The sequence below is a fragment of the Halomonas salinarum genome (genome assembly GCF_012062845.1).
Taxonomy (GTDB): domain Bacteria; phylum Pseudomonadota; class Gammaproteobacteria; order Pseudomonadales; family Halomonadaceae; genus Onishia; species Onishia salinarum.
Window position 1 is genome coordinate 95,324 of the sequence record NZ_WWNB01000008.1, and the last position, 15,358, is coordinate 110,681.

Below are 15,358 nucleotides of genomic sequence, written 5' to 3' on the forward strand. Positions count from 1 at the left end.
CATGACTGACGCGGGGGAGCGGGGTCGGTCAGCGGCTATCGCTATTCGGCAGGTGGAAAAATCCACCGGCGCCAGTCGAGTTGCCCTGGCACAAGCAAAATTACTCACTGAGCTTGGATTTGAGGTCTCGCTACTGGTCGAGCGTGGGAATACCAAGGTCGTAGCAGACACGGGTGCCTCAGTCGTCAAGCTATGGCGATGGCCCTTCAAGGGGGCATTCCGACGTTTCTGGTTCAATCGACGTGTGCAGGCCTGGTGTCGACGGCATCGCCCGGATGTCCTTGTGAGCCATGGCGATTGTGAAACGCGGGATACCCTCTATCTACATAACTGCGTTCATCTGGCCGAGCAATATATCCGTGGCCGAGAGCTCTCCAGGGGGCATGAGGTAGCATCGATTCATGACCATGTGCTTGGTGGCGGCAAGTTTCGTCAGGTGGTCGTCAATTCTCAGCTGATGGGCAATGAGGTCTCTAGCCGTTACGGGATCGACCCTGGAAAGATAGAGATCAGCTATCCGGGCTACGATCCACAGCAGTTCAATTCCCAGCGCGCTCGTGCAGAACGCACGAATACGCGTGATGCATTGGGTGTGGCGGCAGATGAAAAGCTGATTGGTCTTGTCACGTCGGGTAATTTTGCCAAGCGAAACGTCGCAGGCTTCATTGAAATGGCTGCCGAGCTACAGCGTCGAGATCCGCAGCGTTATCGCTTTCTGGTGGTAGGCAAAGATAATACGTCGGAATATCAGCAGCAGGCCCGCGACTTGGGTTTAGAGGACCGTATCGTCTGGCGTTCAACCATACCCGACGTCGAGACCGTCTTTGGTGCACTTGACTTGTTCGTACTGCCAGCCCATATCGAGGAGTTCGGGCTGGTGGTGGCGGAAGCCATGGCCTGTGCCACCCCTGTACTGGTATCCGACCGTGTCGGTGCATCTGAGTTGCTTTCGGACATATACCCTGATTTGGTGATGTCCCATGAAGCGACGAGTGCTGAATGGGCGGACCGGATGGCTTTCTTGCTCCAGCGAGAAAAGGCGGCCATGGGTGATGAGCTTGCCACTTATGTTCAGCAGTACTCGTATCTTGCGCAGCGAGAAAAACTACGCACCAGTCTCAAGCGTCTTGCCTCGACGTCGGCATGATATGCAATCAAGGAGATCAAGTAGGCGTGATGGACACGAATACACTAAACCCAGCGGCTGTAGGGCATAAGTAAATATTTGGGTAACAGGATGTAAGAGAGTGAAATTGAAGCTAAATATGCTTTCCTTTCGTTCTTTCTCGTGTATTTTCCACAGCATTATATGATGCTGAATTCCACTTTTTTGACAAGTCCTTTATCTTCCATGCCCGATATGAGTTCACCCTCAAAGCCTGTCGCAAGATCGCCTAAGCTGTTGCGATACCAAATGATTTCAAGCAATCGTTTCCTTGGCCTCCATCAAATTTTTTTAGGGATACTACTTTCTCCTGCAGCGGTGTGGGGAATGGAGGCGATGCTGCGCGACACTTGGCAATGGTGGTGGGCCCTGCCCGCCATTCTAGTCAGCTGGGGCGTGGTTGAGTTGCTCTACTTGCCAAGACGTCTCGCTATTCATCGCTTGGCAGAAAAGGAAAGTCGCGACGAGGTGACTTACCTGGCTTTGAAGCACGGTGTCTCGCTTCAGGAAATCAGGCTCACCGACAGGGAAAGTAACGGTGAGCCCAGGTAGGATTATTCGACAACGTCTACTGTGATGGTACGTGACCAGTCTTGCCCATAGGACTTGTGCTCGCCATCGGCGAACTGAAGCGTCAGGGTGTGTTCGCCTGGTTTCAGGCTCAATTCATGGCTGGTCTGGCCGCCACCGAAGTGGACATGGTGATCGTCTGCGGGAATGACCTCACCCTTGGTCACCGGCCCGGCATCAATGATCAAATGATGGTGGCCGGTGCCTTCTTCCATGGTCCCGGCAGGCTGAACTTGCATGCCCGTGACCTCCATTTCTACCTGAATCGGGCTGGATACTTCAGCACCGTCTTTTGGCGTCGAAAATTCGACTCCGTCCATGGCGAAAGCCGGTATAGAAAGCAGCGTCAGCGCCACTGCACTTAACCAGCGGCCGGTTCCTTGCGTCAGCATCTTCATATCAATGTCTCCTTGATTCTGTGTCCGAACATCTTATCGTTCACGAGCTCATCATGACGTCTCGCAGCGGGATATGACTAGGTCTAGCAAGGGTCAGTGTAGTCGCTTCATGCCAAAGGCGCGTGCGGCCGCCTGGGGATCGGGTTGACCGCAAATCGCCGAGATCACTGCCAGCCCATTTGCACCCGTTTCCCAAATTGCCTCTGCATGCTCGACCTTCAAACCGCCGATGGCGACCGTTGGCAATGGGCTGGCCGTCACTAGTTCAGTGAGACCTTCAATTCCCAGGGGAAGTGCATGATCTTGCTTGCTGGTGGTGGCAAATACTGGACCAAGGCCAATGTAGTCTAGCTCTTGCTTGTTTAGGGCCCGAAGTTGGCTGCCATTTTCGACCGAGAGCCCCAAAATGGCGTCTGGCCCCAGCTTTCTGCGTGCCTCGGCAACATCACCGTCTCCCTGGCCGATATGTAGACCATCCGCCATGGCGGCGAGGGCGACCTCCAGTCGATCGTTGATAATCAGGGGTACGCCGCTGCCCTGAAGTGCTTTCATCAGCTTGTGTGCTTGAGTGATAAGCTCAGCGTCGCTCGCCTCCTTGTCACGCAGCTGTACCATCGTGACGCCGCCGCGAACAGCGGCAAGCACCGTGTCGATGATCCCTGTCCCGGCGCATAGTCTGGCATCGGTGACGAGATACAAGGACAGATCGAATGACTTGGTTGGGCGCCGATCAGACATGTTCGATGTCCAGATGACGGCCTTCCAGTGCCTGTGCATCAAGTGCATGCAGGGCATCGATGAAAGCTACGGCGAAGCTGCCGGGCCCCTTGGCCTCACCCCCCGCCAGTTCGCCGGCCGTGGCATAGCAGCAAAGGGCGGCGACGGTGGCCGCCAGGGTATCCTCTGCAGCGGCGATAAAGGCGGCGACGACGCCTGTTAACGAGCACCCCAGGGTCGTGACCTTGGGCATGAGCGGATGACCCCCTGCGACCCTCACCAGGCGTTGGCCATCGGTGACCAGGTCCTGTTCACCGGTGACAGCAACCACCGCGCCGGTCTGGCGGGCCAGTTGAAGGGCTGAGTCAATGGCATCGTCGTAGGCATCGGTACTGTCGACACCGCGTCCGGTACTGCTTTGGCCTGCCAGCGCAATGATTTCAGAGGCATTGCCGCGGATCACGCTCGGCGACAGCTCAATCAGCTGCTTGGCCGTCTGGCGGCGATAGTGGGTGGCACCTACAGCAACGGGGTCCATTACCCAGGGCGTGCTGACGGCATTGGCCGCCCTTGCGGCTTCCAGCATGGCGTCGACCCAGTGCGGTGACAGGGTGCCGATGTTGATCGTCAGGGCCTGAGCCAAGCCTGCAAACTCGGCGGCTTCCTCGCGAGCGTGCACCATGGCCGGTGACGCGCCGATGGCCAGCAATACATTGGCCATGGCATTCATGGCGACGAAGTTGGTGATGTTGTGGATCAGCGGCGCTGTCTCGTGAACGCGCCTCAGGTGAGGAATGGGGTCGATGCTACTCATTGGGCGGGTCATTGGGCCTCCGTGGCGGAGGCTATCGTGTGGCAGGCGCAGGAAGCATCTACCACACGACTCCCTCCGCCGGCATTATCCGGATCAGGTTCGAAGGGTGCCTCTCAGCCGGCGACTTGCCGGCGCCCCTGTCGTCAGTACGCTCACTATCTCTGCCGATAGGCTGGCTGTAAAGCCCGCTCTTCTTCGCCTCAGTCAGTCGTCGGCGCCAGGCCGGCGGCCTCGACAAGTGCTCTGGTGTAGGACGTCTGCGGTGCGCCCAGTACCTGCTCGCTTGTGCCTTCTTCCACTACCTCACCGTCCTTCATGACCATGACACGATGCGCCATGGTCCGGACCACGGCGAGATCATGGCTGATGAACAGATAGCTCAGCCCACGCCTTGCCTGCAAATCCCTCAGCAGCTCGACCAACTGCTTCTGTACGGTGCGATCCAGTGCCGAGGTGGGCTCGTCGAGCACGATGAGTTCAGGCTCGAGGATGACCGCTCTCGCCACGGCGATGCGCTGGCGCTGCCCACCGGAGAATTCGTGGGGGTAGCGTGAGGCACAGTCGCTGGGAAGACCGACCTCTTCGAGCGTCGCCTGTACGCGCCTGTCGACCTCAGCGTCATCGAGCTCGGGATGATGAAAGCGAAGGCCTTCACTGATGATCTTGGCGACAGGCAGGCGAGGCGACAGCGAACCGTAAGGGTCCTGGAAGACGATCTGGAAGCGTCGGCGCTGTTTGCGCAGGGTGTTGCCGCTGAGCGTATCCAGACGTTCGCCTGCGAAGTCGATCTCCCCGTCGCTTCCGGTCAGGCGCAGGAGTGCCATGGCCAGGGTCGTCTTCCCGGAACCGGATTCGCCGACGATGCCCAGCGTCTCACCACGGCGAAGGGTCAGATCGAGGGGCTGCACGGCAACGAAGGGGGGCGGAGTGCGAGAGAACAGGCGCTTGGGTCGTGAGAAGGCGACGCGTAATGACCGGGCGGCCAGCAGCATCGGCGGGGTGTCGAGCGGCAGGGGGCGGCCCCGAGGCTCGGCATCCAGTAGCGTGCGGGTATAGTGGCTCTGCGGGTCGCGGAACACTCGCTCCACCGGCCCGGTTTCCTGCTCGCGGCCGTGATAGAGCACGCAGACCCGATCGGCATGGCGACGCACCAGGTTCAGGTCATGGGTGATCAGCAGCATGCCCATTCCATGGCGCTCGCGAAGCTCTCTGAGCAGCGCCAGGATATCCTGCTGCACGGTGACATCGAGCGCCGTGGTGGGCTCATCGGCGATCAATAGATCCGGCTCATTGGCGATCGCCATCGCGATCATCACCCGCTGGCGCTGGCCACCGGATAGTTGGTGGGGCCAGGCATCAAGCAGCTCATCCGGCCGCGGTAATTGGACCTGAATCAGAAGCTCGCGGGCCCTGGCGCGGGCGGCTTTGCCGCTAAGCCCCTGATGGAGCCGCAGCGTCTCGCCGATCTGCTTTTCGACGGTATGCAGCGGGTTCAATGAGGTCATTGGCTCCTGAAAGACGAAGCCCACTCGGCTGCCTAGTAGCCCCTGCCAATCCCGCCGTCTAAGCGTTGCCAGGTTGGTCTCACCGAGTTGGCGGCGTCCGCTAACCTGGGCATTGCCTGGCAGCAGGTTCATGGCACCAAGAGCACTGACCGACTTGCCTGAGCCTGACTCGCCGACCAGGGCCAGCGCTTCGCCGGCATGGATATGCAGCGATAGGCCATCGACGACCGTCTCGCCATCGAAAGTGATGGTCAACTCATCCAGGCTCAGCAGTGGGCGGCCGGTGTGGGAGGTCGTCATCTCAGGCATCCTCCGTGCTCCTGGCCTCAGTGCGGGTGGCCACCTGCGCCTTGGGGCTTGTCTGAATATGGCGTGGGTCGAAGGCATCACGCAGCCCTTCGCCGATGAACACCAGCAGCGATAGCATCAGTGACAGGCTCACAAAGGCGGTGATACCGAGCCAGGGGGCTTGCAGATTGTTCTTGCCCTGTGCGACCAGTTCGCCCAGTGAAGGCGAGCCAGGCGGCAGACCGAAACCCAGAAAATCCAGGGCGGTCAGGGTCGTGATGGCGCCAGTGAACAGAAAGGGAATGAAGGTCAAGGTGGCGACCATGGCATTGGGCAACACATGGCGCCACATGATCAGGTGCGAGGGCAGGCCCATGGCCTTGGCGGCGCGCACGTATTCTAGGTTACGCGCGCGCAGGAACTCGGCGCGCACGACGTCAACCAGGCCCAGCCAGGAAAACAGCAGCATGATGCCAAGCAGCCACCATAGGTTGGGTTCGACCAGGCTCGCCAGAATGATCAGCAGGAAAAGCACTGGAAGCCCTGACCAGATCTCGATCACCCGCTGGCCGATCAAGTCGACCTTGCCGCCGAAGTACCCCTGAATGCCGCCGATAGCCACACCCATTACCAGTGAGCCGATGGTCAGCACCAGAGCGAAGATCACCGAAAGCCGAAATCCATAGATCACTCGGGCGAGCACATCGCGACCCTGATCGTCAGTTCCCAGCCAGTGGCGCCCATCCGGTGAAGAAGGGGCTGGCCGGCTGAGTTCCATGTCCAGCGTCTGGTAGGAGTAAGGAATCGGCGGCCATAGCATCCAACCTTCAGCTGCGATGGCATCGCGCACATAGGGATCGCGATAGTCGGTGGCCGTCGGCAGGAAACCACCGAACTCCGTCTCCGGATAGTCGACCAGCAGCGGAACGTACCAGTCGCCTTGATACTGCATGATCAGGGGTTTGTCATTGGCGATCAGCTCGGCGCCCAGGCTCAGGATGAACATGCCAAGGAACAACCATAGGGAGATCCGTGCCCGACCGTTGCCATTGAAGACAGCGAGACGACGGCGCGTGATAGGTGACAGTGACTGGAACCATCGAGTGCCGATCATCAGGCCTCCCTCGTCGCAAAATCAATGCGGGGATCGACCCACACATAGGTCAGATCGGATATCAGCTTCAGGATCAGGCCGATCAGGGTGTACAGGTAGAGAGTGCCGAAAATCACCGGATAGTCGCGTTGCATGACGGCTTCGAAGCCGAGAAGGCCGAGTCCATTGAGAGAGAAGATAACCTCGATCAGCAGTGAGCCCGTGAAGAAGATACCGATCAGCGCTGAGGGCAGTCCGGCAATGATGATCAGCATGGCGTTGCGGAAGACGTGTCCATAGAGCACCTGGCGATCACTGGCGCCCTTGGCGCGGGCGGTGAGCACATACTGCTTGTGAATCTCGTCGAGAAAACTGTTCTTGGTCAACATAGTCAGCGTGGCAAAACTACCGATCGCGGAGGCCAATACGGGCAATGAGATGTGCCAGAAGTAGTCCTTGACCTTGCCCCAGGTGGAAAGCGTGTCGAAATCCGGCGAGGTCAGGCCGCGTAACGGGAAGACATCGAAGTAGCTGCCGCCAGCAAACAGCACGATCAGCAGGATCGCGAACAGAAAACCGGGAATCGCATAGCCGACGATTACCAGGCCTGAGGTCCAGACATCGAAGGGCGAACCATGGCGCAAGGCCTTGCGCACCCCCAAGGGAATCGAGATCAGGTAGACCAGCAAGGTCGTCCAGAGTCCCAGTGAGATCGAGACGGGAAGCCGCTCGATCATCAGATCGACGACCGGTCGGTCGCGAAAGAAGCTTTCACCGAAATCGAAGGTGGCATAGTTGCCGAGCATGTCGAAAAACCGTTCATGGGCCGGTTTGTCGAAGCCAAACTGTTCCTCGAGCTGAGCGATGAAGCGTTCTTCGATGCCTCTCGAGCCGCGGGACTCCCCCTGGACACGATCACCACCACCGCCCTCGAGTCGCGTGCTGGCCGAGCTGTCCAACCCCTGGGTCCGTGCGAGCATCTGGTCGATGGGACCGCCAGGCGCGGCTTGAACGATGATGAAGTTGAGCAACAGGATTCCCAGCAGTGTAGGAATCATCAGCAATAGGCGGCGAAGGACGTAGGCAGGCACGAAGAGTCCTTTTTAGCATTCCAGCAGTAGCTTCAGTGAAAACGGCCCGGGACGTTGATGCACGGCTGGGTGTAACCGGTCATCTGACGACGGGCTTCCATGGATCTCGCTAAGGGACGCCAGCGATGGGGTGTTGTAAGCCCCGCCACCCCGAATTGGTGCCGGATCAGGAGTGATGGGGCTAATGTCAGCGACTCCGTTGACGCTTCCTGATGTCGGCTGCCCGTTCCGGATCGACCCACCAGGCGGCCAGATCGAGATTGTACTCTGGAAATGGCTGCGGATAGTCGAACATGTCCCACACGGCGATTCGTGTTTTGTCGAGAAACCACTGAGGCACCACATAGAACCCATGGCGCAGCACGCGATCCAGAGCGTGGGCAGCGGTGTTGAGCTCATCGCGGCTATCGGCGCGAATCAGCGTCTCGACCAGTGAATCGACTGCCGGATTTTCCAGGCCGATCAAGTTACGACTCTGAGGCTCGTGTGCGTACTCACTGGTCCAGTACTCACGCTGCTCATTGCCTGGGTTGTTGGACTGCGGGAAGCTGCCGACGATCATGTCGTAATCGAAGCTGCGCAGTCGATTTAAATACTGGTTTACATCAACGATGCGGATATCGCCTTGCACGCCGAGACGGGCCAGGTTGCGCAGCAATGGCTGGACGACCCGCTCGAACTGAGTGTCATAGAGCAGCACTTCCACGCTTAACGGCTTTCCGGTCTCAACATGGGTCATCGTCCCATCACGGACGACATAGCCAGCCTCGTTGAGCAGATCCAGGGCTTTGGCCAGGCGTGGTCGCAGCTTCTCGGGCTCTTCCAGTGGCAGCGGTGTTTCGAAGACGGCAGCGGGGAGCTGGTCGCGAAATGGCTCAAGAAGGGCAAGCTCTTCTTCTGACGGCAAGCCGTCGGCCGCCATGGGAGAGTTTTCAAAAAAGCTCTCAGTGCGCTTATAGGCGCCATAGAAAAGATTGTCGTTGAGCCAGGAAAAATCGAAAGCCAGATTGATGGCTTCGCGAACGCGGGGATCCTTGAAGGTATCGCGTCGCAGGTTCATCACATAGGCCTGCATGCCGGACGGCTGGCCATCCTGAATCGTCAGTTGCTTGACGAAGCCGTTTTCGGCGGCGGGGAAGTCATAGGCGGTTGCCCACTGGCGGGCACTGGACTCAATGCGCATGTCCAGGCTGCCGGCCTTGAAAGCCTCAAGTGCCACTGTCTGGTCGCGATAGTAGTCATACACCAGCTCGTCGATATTGTGGCGGCCCTGATTCACTGGCAGGTCCTTGCCCCAATAATCTTCCACCCGCTCATAGACAATGCGTTGACCGGGCTGTACCTCGCTGATGCGATAAGGGCCTGAGCCGAGAAGTGGATCAAGCGTGGTGGCGCTGAAGTCGCGGCTGCGCCAAAAGTGCTCGGGCAGGATCGGCAGTTGGCCGATGATCAGTGGCAGTTCTCGGGAATTATCCGGCGCGAACTCGAAGCGCACGGTGTCATCATCCAGTGCACGGACGCCGGTGACATCTTCGTAGTAAGCCGCATAGAAGGGCTGTCCCTGTTCCGTCAGGGTCTTGAAACTGAAGACCACATCACTGGCCTCGACTGGCTCTCCATCATGAAAGCGTGCCTCGGGTCTCAGGTCGAACTCGATCCAGCGTCTTTGTGGGTCAAGGCGAATGCCCTCGGCGAGCAGGCCGTAACTCGAGAAGGTCTCGTCGGGGTTGCCCTCGAGCAAGGTGTCATAGATTTGGTCTAGGTCGGCGGCCGCGGTGCCACGCACGATGAAAGGGTTGGTCGAATCAAAGCTGCCACCAATGGCTGCCCGCAACAGGCTCCCGCCTTTGGGTGCGTCAGGATTGACGTAGGGGAAATGCTTGAAATCTGCTGGCAGGGCAGGCTCACCATAGAGTGCCAGGCCATGAACGGTAGGCGCTGGAGTCGAAGCCATCGCCAGGGCCGGTACGGCCAGGCTCGCCATGGCAACCCAGGAAATAGTGAGGCGGCCCCGAGACGCTCGGGCATGAAGGGGGAAGGCAGCAGTGATCATCGGCGACATCCTTGAATCCTGTCGGGCGGCTCACATCTGGTGATGCGAGCCCAGCCGTTAAGGTGTCAGCCGGCGCGTGACTTGTAAACTCTGCCGCGCGCTATCCGCCTAAAACGCAAGGGGCCGCGCATCCTCCGGGGTGTCAGTTGGAGGCAAGGATTGTCTGGTTGGGGATATACAGTGTCTGGCCGGCGCGGATCATGTCACCACTGAGGCCGTTGCGCTGGCGAAGAGACGCCAGGCTTACGTTATGCTGATCGGCGATGGCCGACAGGTTGTCGCCACTGCTTACCACGTAACGGACCGTGCCAGTGGAGACGCTATTCAGGTTGGCTAATAGCGTGGCCTTGGCGTCGGCGGGCACAACGAGTTCCGGCGTATTGGCAGGATTCAAGAAGCCATCAAGATGCCCCGGGTTCAGCGTTTCAAGGCGCTCCGCACTGACATTGGCCATATGGGATAGACGATCCATGCTTAGCGGAACATCGATCTCGACCGCGGCAACGGCGGGTGAGTTCTCGATGGATGGCAGAGACAGCTGATAGCGCTCTGGATCATTGATGATTGCCGAAATCGCCAGCAGTTTGGGCACATAGTCCATGGTCTCGCTTGGCAAGCGCAGGTGCCAGTAGTCAGATGGCTGCCCTCGGTTCTCCGCGGCACGCTGGGCACGGTTAACGGTGCCAGCGCCCGCGTTGTAGGCGGCAAGCGAGAGTTCCATGTCGCCCTCGTACCACTGGGCCGCCTGGCCCTCAAGGTAGTCCAGCGCCGCCTCGGTGGCTGCAACCACGTCCAGTCTACCGTCGTAGCCACGAGTACGCGTCAGTCCCAGCGCGTCGCCGGTGCGGGGCATGAATTGCCATAGCCCAGTGGCGCCGCGGTGGCTGCGAGCCTGGGTATCAAAGGCGCTCTCAACGAAGGGCAGCAGGGCGATTTCGCCGGGCAGTCCGCGATCTTCGACGCGGCTGATGATCCAATGCATCCAGGGGCGTGAGCGGTGGATGATGTCGGCGATGTTTTGGGGCCGTTGCTGATAATGATCAATCCATTCCTGTACACGAGGTTGATCAACCTGATCCTGCCAGGCAAAGCGCTGGCGCAGCGTTTCCCAAAGATCCGGTTTCTTGAGCGCTAGCTCGTCCCAGAAATGTGTATGGGACTGATGGTCGTATTTGAAGCTCTGGTGTTCTCCGCTTCTATATTGGTCGCCGCCAGTATCAAGCGTATTGGCCTTGGCCGCGAAGGCAGCAAGGGTCAGGCTGCTGATGAGCGTACCGGCCATACAAATAATCCGGCGGCGCGCAGTGATGTAAGTTGACATAAATCTAGGGTCCTCTCGGGCGCGATGCTAGTGCGTCCAGGGGCAGATGGTTCTGGGAAATGAAAAGTGCCTGGCCTGCTGATTAAAGGGCCAGAGTGACTTAAAAGGCATCTTTCCAGGCACGAAGGGTGGCGAAGGTGGCAAGCGGCGTGTCTGTTTCGCCTTGGTTGGCGGCGGCCCGCTGAACGCTTGGCTGGTCGCTACGCAGAAACGGGTTGATCTGCATCTCGCGTGCCATGTTGCTGGGAAGCGTGGGTCGCTCCAGATCGCGTGCTCGTTTGCAATCTCGTTGAAAGGCGTCGAGGAGCGTATTCTCCGGATCAGCCGCCTTGGCAAATTCCAGATTGGCAAGCGTGTATTCATGCGCGGCGAAAACCAGAGTGTCGCCGGGCAGGGTGGTCAGCCGTGAGAGTGAGGCATGCATCTGTTCGGCTGTGCCCTCGAAGAGTCGGCCACAGCCTCCACAGAATAGGGTGTCACCACAGAACAGTAGAGGCGGTACGCCAGCGGCAAAGAAGGCGATATGATCCAGCGTGTGACCGGGTACCGCCATGACCTCGAAACGCCGCCCCATCACAAGGCACTCGTCGCCATCTGCCAAGCGTTCATCAATGCCGTCTATCCTCGGGTTATCCGGGCCAATGACGCGGGGATGGTAGCGTTCGATAAGCTCAGGAAGGCCTCCCGTATGATCGGGGTGATGATGCGTGATGAGGATGGTGCCAAGGGTCAAGCCCTCACGCTCCAGGAGCTCGATAACCGGCGAGGCATCGCCCGGATCGACAACCGCCACCTTGGGGCTGGTGTCCTGGCGTAATAGCCAGATGTAGTTGTCCTTGAAGGCCGGGATCGGTGTCACGCTCAGCATGGGGGGTGTATCCTCGATTTTAGACGGCATCATGTCGGGCGATTCATGCTGCTATATTGCTGTCAGCGGTTGCGAATCAATAAGCAGGCGAGCATGGTGGCGGTAAATGGCGTATCAGTATATGAGTGTTCTCTGCGCTCAAGCCTATTTGAACCGCACTTCTTCAGCGCTGTACCATCACCGTTCATCATCACCGGGACCGCCTCAACCTTACCTCGCCGTGGCGAGCTACCTATCATCCCTGAGGTGTCTCGATGCTTTCAGCCTAAAGTGATGGCCGTATCGTAGGAGGGCAGTTCGCTATCATGCACAGTGATGTGAGCTATACCGACTAACTACCATGTCATTGCAGGCCATTCCGCATGATGACTGTATGGTCGTTGTCAAAAATAGTCGTTACCTTGGAGGCTCCGGCTTAGCGTGTCAAATTCGCCTGATCCGATATACCTGGCAAGGGTGGTGCGAGAAGCCCGTCGCTATTGGTCCACTGAGGATGGGCGTGCGCACTGGGCAGCGGAGCGCGCCTGCCTGGGACCTGTGTGCGAGCGTCTATTCGGTGCTCACAGCCTTGAGCTGGGTATGACATCGACATTGACTGACATGTGCCCGATCAACCACTCCATTCAGTGGTCACCCACGCATGAGCTTGCCGAGCATCCCTCAACGCTGGTTTGCCTGCCTGAGCAGCTGCCCTTGCCTGACGAATCCATGACGCTGGTGGTGATCCATCACCTGTTGGAGGTTGTCGCTCAGCCTCATCATGTCCTGCAGGAAGCCGCCAGAGTCACGGCGGATGAGGGGCGATTGCTCATCTTTGGCTGGAGTCCCCAGGGCGTCTCCGGCTGGAATCGTCTCATGCCCCACAAACGTCGACGCTTGCCTTGGAATGGTCACTGGCGAACGCCCGGTCGGCTCAAGGACTGGCTGACATTTGTCGATTTTGAGATCGAGCGGGTAGACTACTGCGGTTTTCACTGGCCGGGTGGCGCGCCCCGCAATACCGGCCTTGAGGCCCTGGGCCGGCGTTATAATCTGCCGCTCGGGGATACGTTCATGATACGTGCTCGGCGTCGTTCACATCTGGCGACCGTTCAGCGGCCGCGGCTGAGGATGAGCTCTTCGCTGGGAGCTGCCGGCATTGGCCGCGCAACCGGCTTGGCACGACAACCCGATAGGATGACCGAGGGTGACTGACACCGCATTAACCAGCGTGACGATTTATACCGATGGGGCCTGTCGAGGCAATCCTGGTCCCGGAGGGTGGGGCGCCCTCATGAAGAGCGGTGATCACGAGAAGCGGCTCAAGGGGTTTGAAGCCAGAACCACTAATAATCGTATGGAGCTGATGGCAGCCATCATGGCCTTGCGTGAGCTCAAGCGAGAGTGCCAGGTGGCACTATGGACAGATTCTCAGTACTTGCGTAAAGGCATCACCGAGTGGATCCATGGCTGGCAGAAGAAGGGCTGGAAAACAGCGTCTCGCCAACCGGTCAAGAATGCTGAGCTTTGGCAGGAACTGCTCAAGGAAACGCATCGCCACTCCATCGAATGGCACTGGGTCAAGGGCCATAGTGGCCATCCAGGCAACGATGCGGCAGATGCCTTGGCAAATGAGGCGATTGACGAGCACCAGGCCTCGCCTGGCTAGCAGCGCCCCCTGGTTTGCCGTTGCCGCCCGTAAGCTGGCGCCAGTTCTGCAACACAGCCCTGAGAGGCGCATGAATATCGCCTAACGATTCATATGTGCAGCATCATGACGGACTCAATGCCGCTGAGCTTACTGACGTTCGAGGCGATATAGCGTCATTCCTAATCAGAAAGCCCGCTTAAACACAGAGAGATATCATGCGTCAGATCATTCTTGATACCGAAACCACGGGCATCGACCCTCGTGATGGGCATCGCCTGATCGAGATCGGGGGTGTGGAGATGATCAATCGACGCCTGACCGGTCGCACTTACCATCAGTTCATCAACCCGGAAAGGGACATTGAGGAAGAGGCGATCGGCATTCACGGGATCACCAATGACCGTGTAGCCAACGAGCCCGTCTTTGCGGCGATTGCTGATGAATTCTGGGCCTTTATCGAAGGCGCCGAGCTGGTTATCCATAATGCGCCCTTCGATGTTGGTTTCATCGATAACGAGCTGTCGATGCTCAACGCCACGCGCAGCACGCCTCTGGGGCCCGTCGCAGACCATTGCCGGATACTCGACACGCTGGTAATGGCGCGAAAGATGCACCCAGGGCAGCGTAATAGCCTCGATGCGCTATGCAAGCGCTATCAGATAGAGAATGGCCATCGAGTGCTGCACGGCGCGTTGTTGGATGCCGAGATTCTGGCCGATGTGTATCTGCACATGACCGGTGGGCAGACAGCACTGACGTTGGATGCCCAATCTGGCAATGAACAAGACAGCGCGCAGCAGAGCAGTGATATCCGACGCCTGGATGAGGCGCGCCCTCGTCTTACTGTCGTTGCGCCGAACGATGCAGAGTTGGCGGCGCATCATGCCAAGTTGGCAGGTATACGCGAGGCGTCGGGTGAGTGTGCCTGGGATCATTTACCAGGCTGGTCCCAGGCGCCTGGTTCGCCTGATGGCGAGGTGAGCTGATGTTTCAGCGCATTCTTCCCAAGGGGGCGTCGTCAGGATGGATGCTCCGCCTGCACCGAGGGCGATTCGCTCCCGGGGAGGAGGGCGCACCTCTGCACGGTCCTGGCCCCTGGCCTTCCGAAGCGCTTCCCCTTGGCTACTGGCATAACCAGCCGATAGCGCTGGTATTCGATGATGATGACCCTCAGGCTGCGGAAGATTGGCCAGATGGACGTGCCTGGCTGTCGAACCTGCCTGACGATTATTTTCCACTGATGTCGACCGCGCTGCAGGTTGCCAGTTGGTGGCAGAATCACCGCTTCTGTGGTCGTTGTGGCAGCCGGGCCCGCCATGTCGCCTGGGAGTTTGCGATGCACTGTGATGCCTGTGGTCATCGCAACTATCCCCGTATCTCGCCGTGTATCATCACCCTGGTCACTCACGGTGATGCCATGCTGTTAGGGCGCAGCCCACGCTTCCCGGTGGGGCGTTATTCGACCCTTGCGGGCTTCATTGAGCCGGGCGAGTCGGCAGAAGAAGCCGTCCGGCGCGAAGTGTTCGAGGAGGTGGGTGTCTCGGTCGGGCGGACCAGCTATTTCCGCAGTCAGGCCTGGCCATTTCCGCATTCGCTGATGCTTGGGTACTTCGCCGAGGCGGCTAGCCGAGATATTCGCATCGATGACCGAGAAATCGCCGATGCGGCCTGGTTCCATCCCCACGAACTGCCTGAGCTACCCCCCGATTTTTCGATCTCCAGACAGTTGATCGATACCCATCTCAAGGCCGTCTCAGCGCGAGGCTACTAAGCAAGGCAAGGCGGGTCACAAGAATGATGGGCCGCCTTCGCATGATGTCGTTGAGGGTTGTAAGGCGAGCCGAT

At 58.8% G+C, this 15,358-nt stretch carries 15 protein-coding genes and 1 riboswitch; of the genes, 6 read left to right on the top strand and 9 right to left on the bottom strand.

Translation table 11 applies throughout. The annotated features are described in order from the left end of the window. The first annotated feature begins 1 nt into the window (after position 1). Positions 2–1,147, top strand: coding sequence for a glycosyltransferase family 4 protein (locus HF027_RS07940; RefSeq protein WP_168014574.1), 1,146 nt, complete (start codon positions 2–4; stop codon positions 1,145–1,147). Between the two features lie 267 nt (positions 1,148–1,414). Then, on the top strand, positions 1,415–1,717 hold the full coding sequence (locus HF027_RS07945) for a hypothetical protein (RefSeq protein WP_168014505.1): 303 nt from the start codon (positions 1,415–1,417) through the stop codon (positions 1,715–1,717). Between the two features lie 2 nt (positions 1,718–1,719). On the opposite strand, the gene HF027_RS07950 is transcribed toward HF027_RS07945, so the two are convergent. The 9 genes from HF027_RS07950 to gloB form a co-directional block, all read right to left on the bottom strand. Beyond that, complete coding sequence (locus HF027_RS07950; protein WP_245184598.1) at positions 1,720–2,133, bottom strand: DUF4399 domain-containing protein; 414 nt, start codon at positions 2,131–2,133, stop codon at positions 1,720–1,722. A gap of 93 nt (positions 2,134–2,226) precedes the next feature. Continuing rightward, entirely contained in the window at positions 2,227–2,871 is a 645-nt protein-coding gene (gene thiE / locus HF027_RS07955; RefSeq protein ID WP_168014506.1) for a thiamine phosphate synthase, read from the bottom strand. Beyond that, complete coding sequence (gene thiM, locus HF027_RS07960) at positions 2,864–3,676, bottom strand: hydroxyethylthiazole kinase (RefSeq protein ID WP_245184599.1); 813 nt, start codon at positions 3,674–3,676, stop codon at positions 2,864–2,866. Before thiM ends, thiE begins: the two co-directional genes overlap by 8 nt. Before the next feature lie 41 nt (positions 3,677–3,717). Continuing rightward, positions 3,718–3,813: riboswitch (TPP riboswitch) on the bottom strand. A 51-nt stretch (positions 3,814–3,864) separates the two neighbouring features. After that, complete coding sequence (locus tag HF027_RS07965; RefSeq protein WP_168014507.1) at positions 3,865–5,469, bottom strand: ABC transporter ATP-binding protein; 1,605 nt, start codon at positions 5,467–5,469, stop codon at positions 3,865–3,867. A 1-nt stretch (position 5,470) separates the two neighbouring features. After that, positions 5,471–6,571 (bottom strand): ABC transporter permease, encoded by a 1,101-nt coding sequence (locus HF027_RS07970; protein WP_168014508.1) that lies wholly within the window; start codon positions 6,569–6,571, stop codon positions 5,471–5,473. Continuing rightward, the gene (locus tag HF027_RS07975) at positions 6,571–7,641 is read right to left on the bottom strand and encodes a microcin C ABC transporter permease YejB (protein WP_168014509.1); all 1,071 of its coding nucleotides are present in this window, start codon (positions 7,639–7,641) and stop codon (positions 6,571–6,573) included. The genes HF027_RS07970 and HF027_RS07975 overlap by 1 nt, the downstream gene beginning before the upstream one ends. Before the next feature lie 187 nt (positions 7,642–7,828). Then, positions 7,829–9,625 carry an extracellular solute-binding protein gene (locus HF027_RS07980; protein ID WP_168014580.1) on the bottom strand — a complete coding sequence of 599 codons (1,797 nt, stop codon included), beginning with the start codon at positions 9,623–9,625 and terminating at the stop codon, positions 7,829–7,831. Positions 9,626–9,836: 211 nt separating this feature from the next. After that, positions 9,837–10,976 (bottom strand): transglycosylase SLT domain-containing protein, encoded by a 1,140-nt coding sequence (locus HF027_RS07985; RefSeq protein ID WP_245184600.1) that lies wholly within the window; start codon positions 10,974–10,976, stop codon positions 9,837–9,839. A 139-nt stretch (positions 10,977–11,115) separates the two neighbouring features. Then, positions 11,116–11,883, bottom strand: a complete 768-nt coding sequence (gene gloB / locus HF027_RS07990; RefSeq protein WP_168014582.1) for a hydroxyacylglutathione hydrolase — start codon at positions 11,881–11,883, stop codon at positions 11,116–11,118. Positions 11,884–12,462: 579 nt separating this feature from the next. Between gloB and HF027_RS07995 the strand changes: the two genes are divergently transcribed. From HF027_RS07995 to nudC, 4 genes are all read left to right on the top strand, one after another. Then, entirely contained in the window at positions 12,463–13,077 is a 615-nt protein-coding gene (locus HF027_RS07995; protein WP_245184601.1) for a class I SAM-dependent methyltransferase, read from the top strand. After that, entirely contained in the window at positions 13,070–13,531 is a 462-nt protein-coding gene (gene rnhA / locus HF027_RS08000) for a ribonuclease HI (protein ID WP_168014514.1), read from the top strand. Before HF027_RS07995 ends, rnhA begins: the two co-directional genes overlap by 8 nt. Before the next feature lie 197 nt (positions 13,532–13,728). Then, the gene (gene dnaQ, locus HF027_RS08005; protein ID WP_168014516.1) at positions 13,729–14,499 is read left to right on the top strand and encodes a DNA polymerase III subunit epsilon; all 771 of its coding nucleotides are present in this window, start codon (positions 13,729–13,731) and stop codon (positions 14,497–14,499) included. Next, on the top strand, positions 14,499–15,284 hold the full coding sequence (gene nudC, locus HF027_RS08010) for an NAD(+) diphosphatase (protein WP_168014518.1): 786 nt from the start codon (positions 14,499–14,501) through the stop codon (positions 15,282–15,284). Before dnaQ ends, nudC begins: the two co-directional genes overlap by 1 nt. Positions 15,285–15,358: the final 74 nt, after the last annotated feature.